A 17,695-nucleotide genomic window follows, 5' to 3' on the forward strand; every position below is an offset into this window, starting at 1 on the left:
ACCAGCCGTTCACCAACACACGTAACTTTCACCCGGGTTGACATGGACACCGGCATCTACGCGCGTCATCGTGGATGCCATGCGACGACACCCCCACACCTTGTCCCGCACCCCCCGACTCGCCGCCCTCACCGCGCTCGGTGCCGCCCTCCTGATCGGCGGCCCGGCGGCCACCGCGCAGGCGCAGGCGCAGGACCCGTCCCCCGTCTCCGCCACCGTCCTCACCCGGGCCGACGCGGCCGCGGTCGGCGACATCTGTTCCTCGGCCCTGCCGAGCCAGGCCCACGACACGCTCGAACTCATCGACGAGGGCGGCCCGTTCCCGTACCCGCAGGACGGCATCGTCTTCCAGAACCGCGAGGGAGTCCTCCCCGACCAGTCCACCGGCTACTACCACGAGTACACCGTGAAGACACCCGGCTCCTCGGACCGCGGCGCGCGCCGCGTCGTGACCGGCGAGAAGACCGACGAGGACTACTACACCTCCGACCACTACGCGAGCTTCGACCTGATCGACTTCACCTGCTGAACCGGCGGAGCCCGCGCACCGACCATTTCCCCCGGCGCCCCGCCGGTAGCCGGCACCCACCGGCGCAGGCGCCTCCCGCCCCACCGCGCGTCCCCCCACGGCTCGACGGCGCACGGTGGGGCGGCGTGCCGGTGCCAGGACGTCCTCACCGCGATGACGCGCCGACGCCCACGGACCCGCGCGAACGCGGCGAACCCCTCGCCCTGCTGCTCGCCTCCGAGGCCCCGATCCACGGCGGGTACGGCTATGGTCCGGCGACCCGCACGACCCGGCTGGCCGTGCCGCGCGACAAGGCCGCCTTCGAGCCACCGCGCGCGGGCGCGGCGCCCGGGACCGGTTCGATCGAGGTGCTGCGGCGCGCCGAGTGCGGGGAGATCCTGGAGCGGGTCTACGACACGTACCGCCGCGCCCAGCCGGGCGCCCTCTCCCGGCCGCACCGCCGGTGGTCCCTGCGCGCGGGCCAGCCGCTGGTCTCCGCCGCGCCGCGCCTCACCGCCGTCCACCGGGACGCACACGGCCTCCCCGACGGGTACGCGAGCCACTCCCTCGCGTCCGAGACCCTCACCGCCGACGAGCTCGTCACCACCGACGACGCCTGTTCACCGCCCTGGCCGGCTTCCTCCTCGGCCACGACCTGGCCACCAGGACCGTCATCAAACACGTCCCGCCCGGGCACCCGCTGCGCTGGAGGTTCGCGGACCCGCGCGCGGGCGAGGCGACCGAGGACACCGACTGGCTCTGGGTACGGCTCCTCGACAATACCGGCGCGCTGACCGCGCGCGCCGGGGGCGCGGACGGCGAACTCGTCCTCGACGTCGACCGCCACCTGGCACCGTCCACCTCGGCGGCACCGCGCCGAGCATCCTCGTACGGGCCGGGCACATCCGCGCCCACGGCCCCGACGCCGCCGCCCGGGCCGACGCCCTCTTCCGCGCCGCGCACGTCCCGCCCCGGTCCCGCACCCGGGGCGGCCTGCGGCGGCGAGCGGGCCACCGCGACTTTCGTACCGCCCCGTGGACTTTCGGATGATCCTTCGTCCGGGCCGCCCGCCCGGCGGTCCCAGACCCGTAGATTTGTCGATGATGACGACAGAGGCGGCACCCGGACCGCGGACCGGGCAGGAGGACGGGACGGCCCCCGGTGCCCGTGGACGGACGCGGGCCGGGGCCGTCGTCGCCCGCCTGCGCGCCGTACCGCCGAGGGGTGCCGCGCGCCGCGAGCCCCGCGGCCCCGTGCGGCCCGAGTACCCGTGGCTGCTCCCCTCCGCCGTCGCCGGCCTCACGCCGGCGCGCCGGGCGCGGCGCACCGTGCGGGACTGGCTCGTCGACGGCCTCTGCTTCCTCTCGGCGCTCCTCGTCGGCGTCATCGGTCTCGACACCCTCAGCCGCAACGCCTCCCACGCCGAGGTCCTCGTCGACGTCGTGCTCGGCTTCCTCGCCTGCTGCGCCCTGTGGGCGCGCCGCCGCGCGCCGCTGGGGCTCGCGCTCGTCCTCATGGTCGTGGGGCTCTTCTCAGAGACGTCGGGCGGCGCGATCCTCGTGAGCCTCTTCACCCTCACCGTGCACCGCCCCTTCCGGTACGTCGCCTGGGTCGGCTCCCTCACCCTGCTGCTCGTCCCGCCGTACTACCTCCTGCGCCCCGACCCCGACCTGTCCGTCACCGGGGCCACCGCCTTCGTCTGCGTCATGGTCGGCACCGTGATCGGCTGGGGCATGTTCGTCCGCGCCCGCCGTCAGCTCGTGCTCTCGCTGCGCGACCGCGCCGCGCGCGCCGAGGCCGAGGCGGCGCTGCGCGCCGAGCACGCCCAGCGGCTCGCCCGCGAGGAGATCGCCCGCGAGATGCACGACGTGCTCGCCCACCGCCTCTCCCTGCTCAGCGTCCACGCGGGGGCCCTCGAATTCCGGCCCGACGCCCCGCGCGCCGAGGTCAGGCGCGCGGCGGGCGTCATCCGCGACAGCGCCCACGAGGCGCTCCAGGACCTGCGGCAGATCATCGGCGTGCTGCGCGCGGGCGAGGAGGGCGGCGACCCCGAACGCCCGCAGCCCACGCTCGCCGCGCTCGCCCGCCTCACCGAGGAGAGCCGGGCGGCCGGCGCCGACGTGGACCTCGCTGTGGACCTCGCGGGGCGGCCGCCCGACACCGTGCCCGCCGCGACCGGACGCACCGCCTACCGCATCGTCCAGGAGGCCCTGACCAACGCGCGCAAGCACGCCCCGGGCGCCCCCGTCACCTGCCGCGTCCACGGCCGCCCCGGCGAAGGGCTCACCGTCGAGATCGCCAACACCGCGCCGCCCGGCGCCCCCGCGCCCGTACCCGGCTCGGGGCAGGGGCTCATCGGCCTGCGCGAGCGCGCGGTGCTCGCCGGCGGCCGCCTGGAACACGGACCGGCGGGCAACGGCGGCTTCCGTCTCACCGCCTGGCTACCGTGGCCCGCGTGACCGTGGCCGTGTTCCCCACCGCCTGGCTACCGTGGCCCGCATGACCGTGACCGTGCTCCTCGCCGACGACGACGCCCTCGTACGTGCCGGACTCCGCCTCATGCTCGGGGGCGCCGCCGGCCTGGAGATCGTCGGCGAGGCCGCCGACGGCGAGGAGGCCGTACGGCTCGCCGACGAGCTGGGCCCCGCCGTCGTCCTCATGGACCTCCGGATGCCCGGGACGGACGGGCTCGCGGCCACCGCGCGGATCAGGGAGCGGCCAGGGGCTCCCGAGGTCCTCGTCCTCACGACCTTCCACGCCGACGAGCAGGTGCTGCGGGCGCTGCGCGCGGGCGCGGCGGGCTTCCTGCTCAAGGACACCCCGCCCGCCGAGATCGCCGCCGCCGTGCGGGAGGTCGCCCAGGGCCGCCCCGTGCTCTCGCCGCTCGTCACGCGCCGCCTCATCGCCCAGGTCGCGGGCGGCGAATCCCCCTACGCGCGCCGCGACCGGGCCCGCGCCCGCCTCGCGGACCTCGCGGAGCGCGAACGCGAGGTCGCCCTCGCGGTCGGCAGGGGCGCCTCCAACGCGGAGATCGCCGCCGAGCTGTACTTGAGCGTCCCCACGGTCAAGGCCCACGTCTCGCGGGTCCTCGCGAAGCTCCACCTCAACAATCGCGTCCAGATCGCCCTCCTGACCTACGACGCGGACCCGGCCGCGACCACGTGGGACGACCCGGCCTGAAGCCCGCCGCGCGGGACCGGGCCTGCCCCGCCGCGTGCGGCGTTGGTCACGGACGCCCACCCGCCACCCGCCCCACGAGGTCCCCCGCCGTCACCAACCGACCCCGCACCGTGCCCAGGCGAAGTCGCGGGCCACAGCCGCGCCCCACGAGGCTCCGGCCCCGTACCCCCTTGATCCATACCGGAGTTGTCGCTCCGCGCCCGCTCCACCCGCCGCGAAGCCGGTCCGGGCCATTGACGCGGGCCGCCACTCTCCGTTACAACTCTGCGAGCCGTCAGCCCTCACCACCCGCCGCCGCGCGGCGCGAAGCCGGTGCACGATACTTGGTCGGTCGGGGCGGCTGACAGCGCCCGCCACGGGCGACCACCCCCCAGCCTCCGGCCGGGGACCCCAGGTCCCCGTGGACCGTGCGCCCACCGGGCGCGGCGGATTCGACGCACGTACGGCAAGACGAGAAGGGCTGGTCCTGGTGGCACGCTTTCGTACCTGGGTGAGTGTCGCGGTGGCCGCGGCGCTCGGCCTCTCCCTCGCGGGGTGCAGCAGCACCGGCGGCAAGCGCGCCGAGGACGCCCGCAAGGCCGCCGCGGCCGGTGGCAAGGCCGCCGTGAACACCCCGCGCTGGACGGTCGCCATGATCACCCACTCCGGCGACGGCGACTCCTTCTGGGACATCGTGCAGAACGGCGCCAAGCAGGCCGCTGTCAAGGACAACATCAAGTTCCTCTACTCGCACAGCGACCAGGGACAGACCCAGGCGCAGTACGTCGACGCCGCGATCGACAAGAAGGTCGACGGCATCATCGTCACGCTCGCCAAGCCCGGCGCGATGAAGTCCGCCCTCGCCCGCGCCAAGAAGGCCGGCATCCCCGTCGTCACCGTGAACTCGGGCGCCGCCGACTCCAAGCGGTTCGGCGCGCTCGCCCACATCGGGCAGGACGAGAGCGTCGCGGGCGAGGCCGTCGGCGAGGAACTCAACAAGCGCGGCAAGAAGAAGGCGCTGTGCGTCCTGCACGAGCAGGGCAACGTCGGCCACGAGGACCGCTGCGCCGGGGCGAAGAAGACCTTCGACGGGAAGATGGAGAACATCTACGTCACCGGCACCAACATGCCCGACGTGCAGTCCGCCCTCCAGGCCAAGCTCCAGACGGACAAGAAGATCGACACCGTCGTCACCCTCGGCGCGCCCTTCGCCGACGCCGCCGTCAAGGCGAAGGACGAGGCGGGCAGCAAGGCCGAGGTCGACACCTTTGACCTCAACTCCGAGGTCGTCGACGGGCTCAAGGACAAGACCCTCGGCTTCGCCGTCGACCAGCAGCCCTACCTCCAGGGCTACGAGGCCGTCGACCTGCTGTGGCTCTACCGCTACAACGCCGACATGCTCGGCGGCGGACAGCCCGTCCTCACGGGCCCGCAGATCGTCACGCGCGACGACGCCGACGCCCTCGCCGAGTACACGAAGCGGGAGACCCGATGAGCGCCCTGGCGGGCGGTGACGAACGGCTCCTGCGCACCCCGGGCTGGCGCAAGCTCCTGCGCCGCCCGGAACTCGGCTCGATCGTCGGCGCGATCGCCGTCTTCGTCTTCTTCGCCCTCGTCGCCGACAGCTTCCTGAAGCCCGCGAGCCTCGCCACGATGCTCTACGCGGCCTCCACGATCGGCATCATGGCGGTCCCCGTCGCGCTCCTGATGATCGGCGGCGACTTCGACCTCTCCGCAGGCGTCATGGTGACGACCTCCGCGCTCGTCTCCACGATGTTCAGCTTCCAGCTGACCGCGAACACGTGGGTCGGCGTCGGCGTCTCGCTCGTCGTCACCCTCGCGATCGGCTTCTTCAACGGCTACCTGCGCCAGCGCACGAAATTGCCGAGCTTCATCATCACGCTCGGCACCTTCCTCATGCTCACGGGCCTCAACCTGGGCCTCACGAAGGCCATCAGCGGCGGCGTCTCCACCAAGAGCATCTCCGACATGGAGGGCTTCGACTCCGCGCACGCCCTCTTCGCCTCGACGCTCACGATCGGCGGCGTCGACTTCAAGGTCACGATCCTGTGGTGGTTCGCCCTCGTCGCCCTCGGTACCTGGATTCTGCTGCGCACCCGCGCGGGCAACTGGATCTTCGCCGTCGGCGGTGACGACGCCGCCGCCCGCGCGGTCGGCGTGCCCGTCACCAGGACCCGGATCGGGCTCTACCTCGGCGTCGCCCTCGGCGCCTGGATCTCCGGCCAGCACCTGCTCTTCTCCTTCGACCAGGTGCAGTCCGGCGAAGGCGTCGGGAACGAGTTCATCTACATCGTCGCGGCCGTCATCGGCGGCTGCCTCATCACCGGCGGCTACGGATCGGCGATCGGCTCCGCCGTCGGCGCGCTCATCTTCGGCATGACGAGCAAGGGCATCGTCTACGCCGAGTGGAACGCGGACTGGTTCAAGTTCTTCCTCGGAGCGATGCTCCTCCTCGCCACGCTCCTCAACGCGTGGGTGCGCAAGCGTGCGGAGGCCACCTCATGACCACCCCCACCGCGGCCGGGCCCGGCGACGAGCGCGTCCCGCTCGTCGAGCTCGACGACGTCAGCAAGTACTACGGGAACGTCCGCGCCCTCGAAGGCGTCTCGCTCAGCGTCCACCCCGGCGAGATCACCTGCGTGCTCGGCGACAACGGAGCGGGCAAGTCCACCCTCATCAAGATCATCGCGGGGCTCCACCAGCACGACTCCGGCGCCTTCCGCCTCGCCGGCGAGGACACGAGGCTGTCCTCGCCCCGCGAGGCGCTCGACCGCGGGATCGCGACCGTCTACCAGGACCTCTCCGTCGTCCCGCTCATGCCCGTGTGGCGGAACTTCTTCCTCGGCTCCGAGCCCGTCAAGGGCACATGGCCCCTCAAGCGCATGGACGTGAACTTCATGCGCGAGACGACCCGCTCCGAACTGGCCCGCATGGGCATCGACCTGCGCGACGTCGACCAGCCCATCGGCACGCTCTCCGGCGGCGAGCGGCAGTGCGTCGCGATCGCGCGCGCCGTCTACCTCGGCGCGAAGGTCCTCGTCCTCGACGAGCCGACGGCCGCGCTCGGCGTCAAGCAGTCCGGCGTCGTCCTCAAGTACGTGGCCGCCGCGCGCGACGCCGGGCTCGGCGTGGTCCTCATCACGCACAACCCGCACCACGCCTACCTCGTCGGCGACCACTTCGTGCTCCTCAAGCGCGGCACGATGGCCGGCAGCCACCCCAAGACCGGCATCAGCCTCGACGAACTGACCCGGCAGATGGCGGGCGGCTCGGAGCTGGAGGAGCTGAGCCACGAACTCCGGCGCGCCCCGGTTCCGGACCACCTGGGCGGGCACCCGGTCAAGGACGCGGACTGAGCGTCCCTCCCCCTCCGCCGTGCCCACCGATTCCGCGAGCGGGCACAGCGGAGGCCCGGCACCCGCTCTCCCCACGCCGGGACGCCACCCCGACCCCCGGCAATGGCACAATCGGCCCCGGTGGGCACCCGCCCGCCCCGGCCGAGTGCCGCGCCCCCGACCGAGCAGGGACCCGATGAGCACGTACCGCGGCGCCGCCCGCGCCACCGTCCTGCGTACGCGCACCGTGGGCACCCGGGAACGGCGCTCCCACCTCAGCGCCCCGCGGGTCCCCACGGTCGGCATCGACATCGGCGGCACCAAGGTCATGGCCGGGGTCGTGGACGCGGACGGCCACATCCTGGAGACGCTCCGCGCCGAGACGCCCGACAAGTCCAAGAGCCCGAAGGTCGTCGAGGACACGATCGTCGAGCTGGTCCTCGACCTCTCCGACCGGCACGACGTGCACGCGGTCGGCATCGGCGCGGCGGGCTGGGTCGACGCGGAGCGCAACCGGGTCCTGTTCGCCCCGCACCTCGCCTGGCGCGACGAGCCGCTGCGCGACCGCCTCTCGGGCCGTCTCGCGGTGCCCGTCATGGTCGACAACGACGCGAACGCCGCCGCGTGGGCGGAGTGGCGCTTCGGCGCGGGGCGCGGCGAGGACCACCTCGTGATGATCACGCTCGGCACCGGCATCGGCGGCGCGATCCTGGAGGACGGCAGGGTCAAGCGCGGCCAGTTCGGCGTCGCGGGCGAGTTCGGGCACATGCAGGTCGTGCCCGGCGGTCACCGCTGCCCCTGCGGGAACAGGGGCTGCTGGGAGCAGTACAGCTCGGGCAACGCGCTGGTGCGCGAGGCCCGCGAGCTGGCCGCCGCCGACTCGCCGGTCGCGCACGGCATCATCGACCGCGTCGGCGGCAACGTCAACGACATCACCGGGCCGCTCATCACCGAGCTGGCCCGCTCGGGCGACGCGATGTGCGTCGAACTGCTCCAGGACATCGGGCAGTGGCTCGGCGTCGGCATCGCGAACCTCGCCGCCGCGCTCGACCCCTCCTGCTTCGTCATCGGCGGCGGCGTCAGCGCCGCGGACGACCTCCTCATCGACCCGGCCACGGACGCCTTCCGCCGCCACCTCACCGGGCGCGGCTACCGCCCCCAGGCCCGGATCGCCAAGGCACAGCTCGGTCCCGAGGCGGGCATGGTCGGGGCCGCCGACCTCGCCAGGCTCGTCGCCCGCCGCTTCCGCCGCGCCAACCGCCGCCGCGTCGAGCGGTACGAGCGGTACGCGCAGGCACCGGGCGTTTCCGGGGGAGAGGACCGCGCGTGAGCCTCGGCCGGCAGAGCCTTCCCCAGCGGCCGGGGCCGCCGCGAGCCACGCGTGCGGAGCCCCGCGGCCACATGATCCGCCGCCGCTCGCTGACGCTCCTGATCATCGTGCTGCTCATCGGCGTGCCCGCCGGATACCTCCTCGTCTCGGCCTCGCAGAGCCGCGACTCCGGGCGCGACAAGGAGAACAAGTACTCGGCGACGGGCCTGAGCGCGGGCTGGCCCTCGAAGGTGCAGCGGCGCATCTACGAGGTGGACATCCCGCCGAAGTCGTCGTTCGTCGCGTACTACGAGACGAACAACTGGAAGGCCAGCCGCCTGTACACCCAGTTCCGCACGACCCACAAGGGACTGACGAAGTTCCTCCACTCCCTCGGCAAGACCCGCGCCGATCTCAACGACGGCGTCACGATCAAGAAGCGCGACCACGACATCACCCGCTGGAGCTTCGACCCCGCGGTGCACTGGACGGGCCTGCGCCACCAGCAGGACGACCCGCGCCCGAGCCAGGACATCACGGTCGACCGCACCGACCCGGACCACCCGATCGTCTACGTCGTCTCCGCGACAACGCCCTGACCAGCGCCGATCCGCCGCACGGCCCGGATTGTCAGTCCCGCCCCGTAGAGTCGGACACGGCCTCGCCGACGGGGCCGGACCCGGACCCGCCGAAGGAGCGAGGGCCGCGGGAGAAGCGCGGGAAGGAGTGGCCGACATGCCCGGCAGTGGTACGCACCGCAGCCACGCCCCGCGCGACGCCGCCCTCCGAGCGGCCAGGCCCGAGGGACTACCTACGGTCGTCGCGAGGCCCCCGCGATGACGACGCACACCCCGCCCCGCCTCCACCACCTCGCCCCGGTCTTCCTGCCCGCCGAGCTGCCCCGCGCGGGCGCCTTCGCCTGGTGGGACCCGGCCGGGGGGCCGGTCCCCGACGCGCGGGACACCCTCACCGTCGTCCGCCTCCGCGCCGACGGACGCCCGCGCCGCGCCGAGGTCCCCGCCCTGCGGCTCCCGCTCGCCGAAGCGCTCCCCGTGCTCCTCGCGGCACCCGAGGCGGGCGCCCACCCGGCCGCCGCGTGCTGGGCGGGCGCGGCGCGGCTCGCGCTGCGGCTCGTGGCACGCGGCCGACTGCGGCCCGCGCTCGCACCGGGCGACCTCGACACGTGGCGCGCGGGGCCGCTCGACGCCGCCGAGACGGCGCAGGCCCGCGCCCTCGCCGCGGCCCTCCCCGCCGAGGGCTGCGCGGTGCCGCTGCCGGGAGCCGGGCCGCTGCGGCTGCCCGAACCGGCGGCCCTGGTGCGGGCGCTGCTCGACGCGGTCGCCGACACCCTGCCCCGCACGCCCGCGGCCCCGTACGCGCACGGCATCCCGTTCGCCGCGACGAAGGCGACAGCCCTCCCCGGGGCCAGGGACTGGGCCGCCGAGGCGGCGGCGACACCCGGCGCGGGCGTGCGGGTCTCGCTGCGCCTGGACCTCTCCGCGCGCACTGTCTTCGACGCGGGCCCGGGCACGGCGCACAGCCTCGGCTCGACGGTCCTCGTCCAGGTGCACAGCCTCGCCGACCCGACTCTCGTGACCGACGCGAGCACGCTGTGGCGCGGCGAGGCGGACCCCGCCTTCGGGCCCGCCGCGCAGGTCGAGGCCGCCCTCGCGCTGCGCCGCGCCGCCCACGTATGGGCCCCCCTCGCTCGCCTCGCCGAGCTCGACGTACCCGGCGTCCTGGCCCTCGACGAGAGCGAGACGGAGGACCTCCTCGGCCGCGCCGCGACCCGGCTCGACGCGGCGGGCATCGCCGTGCACTGGCCGCGCGAGCTGACTCGCGACCTCACCGCACAGGCCGTCGTGCACTCCGCGCCGGGCTCGGCCGCCAACGGCACGGGACTGCTCGACGGCGAGGGGCTGCTCCGCTTCGAGTGGCGGCTCGCGCTCGGCGACGAAGAGCTGACCGACGAGGAGATGGACCGCGTCGCGGAGTCGCACCGCGCCGTCGTACGCCTGCGCGACCAGTGGGTCCGCATCGACCCCGAGCTGGCCCGCCGCGCCCGCAGACGCCAGCTCGGGCTCCTCGACCCGCTCGACGCGCTCTCCCTCGCGCTCACCGGGAGCACCGAGATCGACGGCGAGAGCGTCGAAGCCGTCCCCACCGGCGCTCTCGCGGCCCTCCGCGACCGGCTCCTCGAAGGCGTCAAGGCCGCCCCCGAACCGCCCGGACTCCACGCCACCCTCCGCGACTACCAGAGACAGGGCCTCGGCTGGCTCGACCTCATGACCTCGCTCGGCCTCGGCGGCGTCCTCGCCGACGACATGGGCCTCGGCAAGACCGTCACCGTCATCGCCCTCCACCTCACCCGCGCCCGGGAGACCCCCAAGGCGGCGACGCTCGTCGTATGCCCCGCGTCCCTCCTCGGCAACTGGGAACGCGAGATCAACCGCTTCGCCCCGGGCACCCCCGTGCGCCGCTTCCACGGCGCGGGCCGCGACCCCGTCCCCCCGCCCGGCGGCTTCCTCCTCACGACGTACGGCACGCTCCGCTCCTCCGCGCCCCGGCTCGCCGCGCAGGACTTCGGCCTCGTCATCGCCGACGAGGCCCAGCAGGTCAAGAACCCGCACTCGGCGACCGCGCGCGCCCTGCGCACCGTCCCCGCCCGCGCCCGCGTCGCCGTCACGGGGACCCCCGTCGAGAACAACCTCTCCGAGCTGTGGGCCCTCCTCGACTGGACCACGCCCGGGCTCCTCGGCCCGCTCACCGCCTTCCGCGCCCGCCACGCCCGCGCCGTCGAGAACGGCGAGCACCTGGAGAACCCGGAGGCCGCCGAGCGCCTCGCCCGCCTCCTCAAGCCCTTCCTCCTGCGCCGCCGCAAGACGGACCCGGGCATCCTCCCCGAGCTGCCCCCGAAGACCGTCACGGACCACCCCGTCGCGCTCGGCGCCGAGCAGGCCGGGCTCTACGAGGCCGTCGTCCGCGAGTCCCTCGCCGCGATCGAGTCCGCCGAGGGCATGAGCAGGCGCGGCCTCGTCCTGCGCCTCATCACCTCGCTCAAGCAGATCTGCAACCATCCGGCGCAGTACCTCAAGGAACACCCCGACAGCGCACGCCTGCCCGGCCGTTCGGGCAAACTCGACGCGCTCGACGAACTCCTCGGCACGATCCTCGCCGAGGACGGCTCCGTCCTCGTCTTCACGCAGTACGTGCGGATGGCGCGGCTCCTGACCGCGCACCTCGCCGCCCAGGCGGTCCCCGCCGGGCTCCTCCACGGCGGCACGCCCGTCGACGCGCGCGACCACCTCGTGGACCGCTTCCAGAGCGGCGCCCTGCCCGTCCTCGTCCTCTCCCTCAAGGCCGCGGGGACGGGCCTCAACCTCACCCGCGCCGGGCACGTCGTGCACTACGACCGCTGGTGGAACCCGGCCGTCGAGGACCAGGCCACGGACCGCGCCCACCGCATCGGCCAGACCCGGCACGTCCAGGTCCACCGGCTCCTCGCCGAGGGGACCGTCGAGGACCGCATCGCCGACCTCGTCGCCGGCAAACAGGCCCTCGCCGACGCCGTCCTCGGCACCGGCGGCGAACCCGCCTTCACCGAACTCACCGACCGCGACCTCGCCTCGCTCGTCTCCCTGCGGAGGGAGGCGTGAACGAGGCACGGGAGCGCGGAGCGTACGAGGCGGAGCGGGAGGAGGCCGGGACCTCCGCCGTCGGGGCGGAGGACGAGAGCACCGGCATTCCCGCCGAGGCGGCGGGCGAGGGCGCCGGTATCTCCGCCGCCGGGACGGGGGAGGAGCGGGACGACGCCGCGACCCCCGCCGATTCCGCCGACGCCGCGCTCGTCCGCGCCGCCATCCGGCAGGCGCCCCGGCCCGCCCCGCTGGGACCGGCGGCCCGGGCCCGCGCCCGGCGTGCGGCGAGCGCGGCGGCGGCGCGGCGCAGGGACGAGGCGGCAGCGGGCGACAGCCCGGCCGACCGCGTGCGCGCGGAGCTGCGGCGGGCGGGGGAGCCGAGCGGGTACGGGGACGGGACGGCCCCGGGCGCCCTGACGGCGCACGCCGACAGCCCCCGCCCCGCCGACGCCGCCCGCGCGGCCCTGCGCGACAGCAGGCGCGCCACCGCACCGGACGGCCGGACACCCACACCCGGCGCCGAAGCACCCGCACCGCGGGACGGGGCGGCCGCACCCGAGGAGGGGGCGCCCGTACGCGGGAACGGGGCACCCGACGCCGAAGCACCCGCCCCCGAAGGTGGGGCGCCCGAACCCGAGGACACGGCGCCCGCACCCGAGGACACGGCTTCCGCCGCTCGGACCGCCGGCGATGACCCCGCGCCCGCCACGCCGGAACCTCCGCGTCCCCGACCCGAGCCCGCCCAGCCCGCCCGCCCCGCCGACCTCGCCCGCGCCGCTCTCCGCTCGGCCCGCGCCCGCTCCCCGCGGCCCGCACCGCGCACCCCGGAGACCGCGCCCGAACCCCGTACCCCGCACGTCCCGGCCACCTCGGTACCGGCCCCGGCGGAGGCGGTGGAGGCCCGGCCGCCGCGCCCCGCCGCGTCGACCGTCGCCCCCACCGGGGCCCGCCGCACGTACCGTCCCGGCACCGCGACCGGTGCCGGTGCGCCCGCGACGCCCTGGTCCGAGGGCTGGGAGCGGGCCGTGGCCGCGCTCGGCGCCGAGCCGGGACGGCTCGGGCGGGCGCAGGAGTACGTGCGCGAGGGCAGGGTCGGCACCGTCACGCTCACCTCCGGTACGGCCCTCGCCTACGTCCAGGGCGGCAGGGCCCGCCCGTACCGCGTGAGCCTGCGCACGCGCCAGCTGCCCGAGCCCGCCTGGGAACGCCTCACCGAAGCCTGCGCCGCGCGCGCCGACCGCCTCGCGGTACTCCTCGACGGCGGGCTGCCGGGCGCGCTCGCCGAAGCCGAGGGCGCGGCGCTGCTCCCCGCCCCTGGCGAGCCCGTGCTCGACTGCGCCTGCCCCGATCCCGTACGGCCGTGCAAGCACGGACTCGCGCTCGCGCTGCGCCTCGCCGGGCTGCTCGCCGACGATCCGCAGGCGCTGTTCCTCTTGCGCGGCCGCGATTCGGGGAGCTTCACCGCCGAGCTGAGCCGTCGTCACGCGCGCCTCGCGGCCCGGGGTGACGCGGGCGCGACCGCGCTTCCCGGCGTGAAGGCGGCGGAGTTGTACGGGCGCGATCCCGGACCGCTGCCACCGGCCCTGCCCGTCCCGGAGGCGACGGAGCCGCCCCCGGCGTACCCGGCGGGGACCGCGGTGCCCGACCCCCTCACCCTGGACCGCCTCGCGAGCGACGCGGGCACGCGCGCCCTCGCGCTCCTGCGCACCGGCACGGACCCGCTCGCGGGCCACGGCGTGTGGGAGGACGCGGTACGGCTCGCCGCCGACCACCCGGGCACGGGCCTGACCGGGAGCGGCCGCGCCCTGTACACGCGGCTCGCGCGCGCCGTCGGGGCCGAGCCGGGCGCGCTGCACCGGGCTGTCGCGGCCTGGCGCGGCGCGGGCGCGGCGGGGCTGCGCGCCCTGGAGGACCCGCCGTGGAACCCCCCGGCGGGCCCCTTCGACCGCGCCCGCTCCCTCCTCCTCGCGGCGGGGCACCCCCCGTACCGCCCGCACGACAACAGGCTCACGAGCCCGGACGGCACCCGCCAGCTCCGCATGGACCGCGAGGGCACGTGGTACGCGTACGAGTCCGAACCGGGCGCGCAGGACTGGTGGCCGCGCGGCACGGCGTCGAAGGACCCGGCGGGGGCCCTGGAGAGCGCGGAGCCCGAGCGGGACGAGGAGGAGGACGGCTGGGCGGACCCGTACGCCTGACGACGCCGTGCACGACGGACCCGCCTCTTCCTCCCGGGCCCCGGCCCACGGACCCGCCTCTCCCTCCGGGGGCGCCCTAGAGTTGCGACGCGCCTCCGTCGACAGGGAACTCCGCTCCCGTCGAGAAGGTCGCGCCGAACGCCAAGTACGCCGCCGCGGAGGCCACTTCCTCGCACGTCCCCAGCCGCCGCATCGGGATGGTGCTCCGGTAGTCGTCCTTCATCGCCTCGGCGACGTCGGCGGAAACGGAGCGGTCCAGGACGCCCGTGTCGGTCGGGCCGGGGCTCACGGCATTGACGCGCACCTTGCGGGGCAGCAACTCGCGGGCCAGGGTGCGTGTCATCGACCGCAGGGCCGCCTTGCTCGCCGAGTAGACGCTGAGCCCGTCCAGGCCCAGGACGTTCACCACCGACGTCGTGAGGACCACGCCGCCTCCCTGGCGCAACAGCGGTGCCAGCGCCTGCACCGTGAAGTACGGACCCTTGGCGTTGATGCCGAACAGCGCGTCGTACATCTCCTCCGTCGTCGAGCCGAACGGCGCGGACGCGGTGACGCCGGCGTTGACGAACAGCGCGTCCACCACGCCGAATCGCTCCCGCACCGTGTCGGCCAGAGCCTCGATGTCCGCCAGGGACGCGGCGTCGCTGCGGACGCCGGCCGCTCGGTCCCCCAACTGCTCCAGCGCGGTGTCCAGGGTGGACCGGGTGCGGCCGGTGATCATTACGTGCGCCCCGCCCGCCGCGAACAACCGGGCGGTGGCCAGGCCGATCCCGCTGCTTCCGCCCGTGACCACGATCTTCTTGCCTTCGTAAGTGCTCATGCCCCCAGCCAAACGGCCACCAGCAGACCGTGTCCAAGACCTGTTCCGTATGCCGTCATGCGCCGAAGGCATGACGGCGTGCCACGTACGCTTGCCGGATGGACGTCGATCTGCGGCTCGTGCGTTATTTCATGGTGGTGGCGGAGTACGGCAATTTCGGCAGGGCCGCCACCGCGCTGCACCTGGCGCAGCCGTCGCTGAGCCGCCAGATCCAGCGGCTGGAGGCTCAGGTCGGGGTCCGGCTGTTCGACCGTTCGCCGCAGGGCAGCAGCCTCACCGAGGCGGGGCGGGCCTTCCTTCCCCGGGCCCGGGTCCTGCTGCGGGAGGCCGAGGAGGCCGCTCGCGCGGCCAGAGCCGCTGTGCGGCCCCGTACGGTCACCGTCGGCTGCGGCGAGGGCCTGGTCATCACAGCCTGTACGCAGGAACTGCGCCGCCGGCACCCCGAGGTCCGGGTCCGTGCCCGCCACCTCGACTGGCGGGACACGCGCGCTCTCGCCGAGGGGCGGGTCGACGCGCTCGTCGCGTACCGGCCCCTGCCGTTCCCCGCGGGCGACTTCAGGGTGACCACGCTCCACGAGGAACCGAGGGTGCTCGTCACCTCGTCGAGTCATCCTCTGGCGCACGAGGAAGCGGTCGGCCTGCGGGCTCTGTCGGACGAGGAACTGGTGTCCTGCGTCAGCACTCCGGTGGTCTGGAGCACGCCCAGACCGGTCGGCGACCGCCCGGCGCCCCCTCCGCCCTCCGCCGACGACAGCTACGAGGACAAGCTGGAGCTCGTCGCCACCGGCCACTGCGTGGCGCTCTTTCCCGCCGGCGACCGACGCGCCGCCGTGCGCGAGGGCATCGCGCTCGTACCCGTCATCGACGCCGACCCCTGCGAGGTCGTCCTCGCCACGCGCGCCGACGACCCGAACCCGCTGCTCGGCTCCCTGGAAGAGGTCGCGCGGGCCTTGCTCGGCCCGGACTCCTGGCGAGAGGGCGCGCTGCCGGTCTGCTGACCCGGCGCGGCGGTGTCTTCGCGCGACGCATCGGACCCCTCGCTGCGCCCCCCGCACTCCTCGCCGGCCTTACCCGCGGGCCGCGCCTCACACCCCCGCGTCAGCCTCACCCCCGGCCGCGCCTCAGACCTCCGTATACGCCCCCGTCGCGATGTCCTCCAGCAGCGTCGGCCCGCTCGGGGTCCAGGTCAGCAGGTCGCGCGTGGCGGTGCTGTCTCCTGTCAGGGTCTGTCCGAAGAAGTGGCCGACGAAGCCGAAGTGCTTCTCCGCGTCTTCGGGGTCGACCGAGACGACCGGCAGGCCGAGCGCGGCGCCGATGGCCTCGGCGATCGCCTTGGTGGGAACGGCCTGTTCGCCGACCGCGTGCAGCCGGGTGCCCGCGGGGGCGGACTCCAGGCCGAGCCGGATGAGGCGGGCCGCGTCGCCCACGTGCACCGCCGACCACGCCCGCGTACCGTCCCCGATGTAGCCCGAGACGCCGTTCTCGCGCGCCGCCGCGGTCAGGAAGTTGACGAAGCCCCAGTCCCCGCGCCCGTGCACACTCGGCGCGAAGCGCACCGCGAGGGAACGGATGCCGCGCGAGACCGCGTCCAGGGCGAGGTTCTCGGAGCCGCCCCGGTCCGAGCCGGGGCCCACGGCGGGCGAGGCGTCGGATTCGAGCACCGGGCGGCCCTCGACGATGTCCGAGAGACCGTTCGCGATCACGAAGGGCTTGGTCGAGCCCGCGAGGGCGTCGAGCATCGCCTCGACCGCGAGCCGCTCGGCACGGTCGGTGCCCTCCGGGTCCGCCCAGTCGTGCTTGTTGGCCAGGTGGACGACGGCGTCCGCCCCGGCGGCGCCGCGCCGCAGCGAGCCGAGGTCGTCGAGGTCGCCGCGCAAGGCCTCGGCCCCCTTCGCGGCGAGCGAGTCCGCCGACGTGTCCGAGCGGGCGAGGCCGACGACCTCGTAGTCGTGCCGCAGCAGTTCGTCCACGGTCGCCGAACCGATCCAGCCGGTCGCACCAGTCACGAAAACGCGCATCACGCGCTTCCTCCTTCCGCCCTCCCGGGCGATGGTCCGCCCTGCCGGGCGGAGCGCGGGCGGTCTCGCCCGCATATACGAGTCACTGTGTATTGAAAAGGTAGCACGCCCCTTCCGTGCGGGTCGCCCGATCGTTTCGCGTGGTGCGGGGACAGGGTTGATGATCTTGTGGGGGACTCCCCGAACCCCTGTCTCTCCGTGTCCGCGTCAGGCGCGGTTCGTTCCCCGTGTGCTGTATCCAGCTACTTTCCGAAGTCGGGTGAACACGTGAACCAGAAGACGAAGAAGACCGTGCGTTCCGCGGTCGTGGCCTTCGCGGCCGCGACCGCGCTCGCGACGACGCTGCCCACGGGCAACGCCTACGCCATCGACCACATCCCCTGCCGTGCGGGCGAGAACTACCTCAAGATCTGGTCGCACCTCAACGGCAAGGACAGCGTCGACTGCTACGCCAACAAGGGGAAGATCTCCTTCGGCAACTGGTGGGTCGACCGCATCTCCACCGGCAACAACGACCTCATCTACAGCGACGCCAACGGCGACTCCGTACGGGTGAACCGCTGGACCGACATCACTTACCCGAACCGGCCCCCGAAGGTCTCGTACATCGAGATCCTCTGACGGGCCGAAAGGGTGGGGGCCGCCGCGCCGGTGGCCCCCACCCGCCCCCACCCGCCGCGAACCGCCCC

General features: G+C 74.6%; 14 protein-coding genes and 1 pseudogene. 13 read left to right on the top strand and 2 right to left on the bottom strand.

The window, feature by feature from the left end; all coding sequences use genetic code 11:
* Positions 1–79 precede the first annotated feature (79 nt).
* From ACIP4O_RS19670 to ACIP4O_RS19720, 11 genes and pseudogenes are all read left to right on the top strand, one after another.
* Positions 80–529 (top strand): ribonuclease, encoded by a 450-nt coding sequence (locus tag ACIP4O_RS19670; protein WP_401575998.1) that lies wholly within the window; start codon positions 80–82, stop codon positions 527–529.
* Positions 530–658: 129 nt separating this feature from the next.
* A pseudogene (locus ACIP4O_RS19675) lies at positions 659–1,477 on the top strand (GNAT family N-acetyltransferase); the annotation flags it as partial.
* A gap of 131 nt (positions 1,478–1,608) precedes the next feature.
* A complete protein-coding gene (locus ACIP4O_RS19680) occupies positions 1,609–2,967 on the top strand; it encodes a sensor histidine kinase (protein WP_401576000.1) in 1,359 nt (452 codons plus the stop codon).
* 40 nt (positions 2,968–3,007) lie between these two features.
* On the top strand, positions 3,008–3,688 hold the full coding sequence (locus tag ACIP4O_RS19685; protein WP_361321484.1) for a response regulator transcription factor: 681 nt from the start codon (positions 3,008–3,010) through the stop codon (positions 3,686–3,688).
* A gap of 469 nt (positions 3,689–4,157) precedes the next feature.
* A complete protein-coding gene (locus tag ACIP4O_RS19690; RefSeq protein ID WP_164283660.1) occupies positions 4,158–5,162 on the top strand; it encodes a sugar ABC transporter substrate-binding protein in 1,005 nt (334 codons plus the stop codon).
* A complete protein-coding gene (locus tag ACIP4O_RS19695) occupies positions 5,159–6,193 on the top strand; it encodes an ABC transporter permease (protein WP_401576002.1) in 1,035 nt (344 codons plus the stop codon). The genes ACIP4O_RS19690 and ACIP4O_RS19695 overlap by 4 nt, the downstream gene beginning before the upstream one ends.
* Positions 6,190–7,044 carry an ATP-binding cassette domain-containing protein gene (locus tag ACIP4O_RS19700; RefSeq protein WP_401576004.1) on the top strand — a complete coding sequence of 285 codons (855 nt, stop codon included), beginning with the start codon at positions 6,190–6,192 and terminating at the stop codon, positions 7,042–7,044. The genes ACIP4O_RS19695 and ACIP4O_RS19700 overlap by 4 nt, the downstream gene beginning before the upstream one ends.
* 175 nt (positions 7,045–7,219) lie before the next feature.
* Positions 7,220–8,353, top strand: a complete 1,134-nt coding sequence (locus ACIP4O_RS19705) for an ROK family glucokinase (protein WP_401576006.1) — start codon at positions 7,220–7,222, stop codon at positions 8,351–8,353.
* A 71-nt stretch (positions 8,354–8,424) separates the two neighbouring features.
* A complete protein-coding gene (locus ACIP4O_RS19710) occupies positions 8,425–8,931 on the top strand; it encodes a sugar kinase (protein WP_401576008.1) in 507 nt (168 codons plus the stop codon).
* A gap of 237 nt (positions 8,932–9,168) precedes the next feature.
* The gene (locus tag ACIP4O_RS19715) at positions 9,169–11,988 is read left to right on the top strand and encodes an SNF2-related protein (protein ID WP_401576010.1); all 2,820 of its coding nucleotides are present in this window, start codon (positions 9,169–9,171) and stop codon (positions 11,986–11,988) included.
* Positions 11,985–14,168: a hypothetical protein gene (locus ACIP4O_RS19720; protein ID WP_401576012.1), complete on the top strand. Its 2,184-nt coding sequence runs from the start codon at positions 11,985–11,987 to the stop codon at positions 14,166–14,168. The genes ACIP4O_RS19715 and ACIP4O_RS19720 overlap by 4 nt, the downstream gene beginning before the upstream one ends.
* Positions 14,169–14,244: 76 nt before the next feature.
* On the opposite strand, the gene ACIP4O_RS19725 is transcribed toward ACIP4O_RS19720, so the two are convergent.
* Entirely contained in the window at positions 14,245–14,988 is a 744-nt protein-coding gene (locus ACIP4O_RS19725; protein ID WP_401576014.1) for an SDR family oxidoreductase, read from the bottom strand.
* A gap of 98 nt (positions 14,989–15,086) precedes the next feature.
* Between ACIP4O_RS19725 and ACIP4O_RS19730 the strand changes: the two genes are divergently transcribed.
* Positions 15,087–15,986 (top strand): LysR family transcriptional regulator, encoded by a 900-nt coding sequence (locus ACIP4O_RS19730; RefSeq protein WP_401576016.1) that lies wholly within the window; start codon positions 15,087–15,089, stop codon positions 15,984–15,986.
* Between the two features lie 123 nt (positions 15,987–16,109).
* On the opposite strand, the gene ACIP4O_RS19735 is transcribed toward ACIP4O_RS19730, so the two are convergent.
* Positions 16,110–17,006, bottom strand: coding sequence for an SDR family oxidoreductase (locus ACIP4O_RS19735; RefSeq protein ID WP_401576018.1), 897 nt, complete (start codon positions 17,004–17,006; stop codon positions 16,110–16,112).
* 267 nt (positions 17,007–17,273) lie between these two features.
* On the opposite strand from ACIP4O_RS19735, the gene ACIP4O_RS19740 reads away from it, so the two are divergent.
* Positions 17,274–17,627, top strand: a complete 354-nt coding sequence (locus ACIP4O_RS19740) for a beta/gamma crystallin domain-containing protein (protein ID WP_401576020.1) — start codon at positions 17,274–17,276, stop codon at positions 17,625–17,627.
* The last annotated feature ends 68 nt before the right edge of the window (positions 17,628–17,695 follow it).

This window comes from Streptomyces sp. NPDC088923 (assembly GCF_044749745.1).
Taxonomy (GTDB): Bacteria; Actinomycetota; Actinomycetes; order Streptomycetales; family Streptomycetaceae; genus Streptomyces.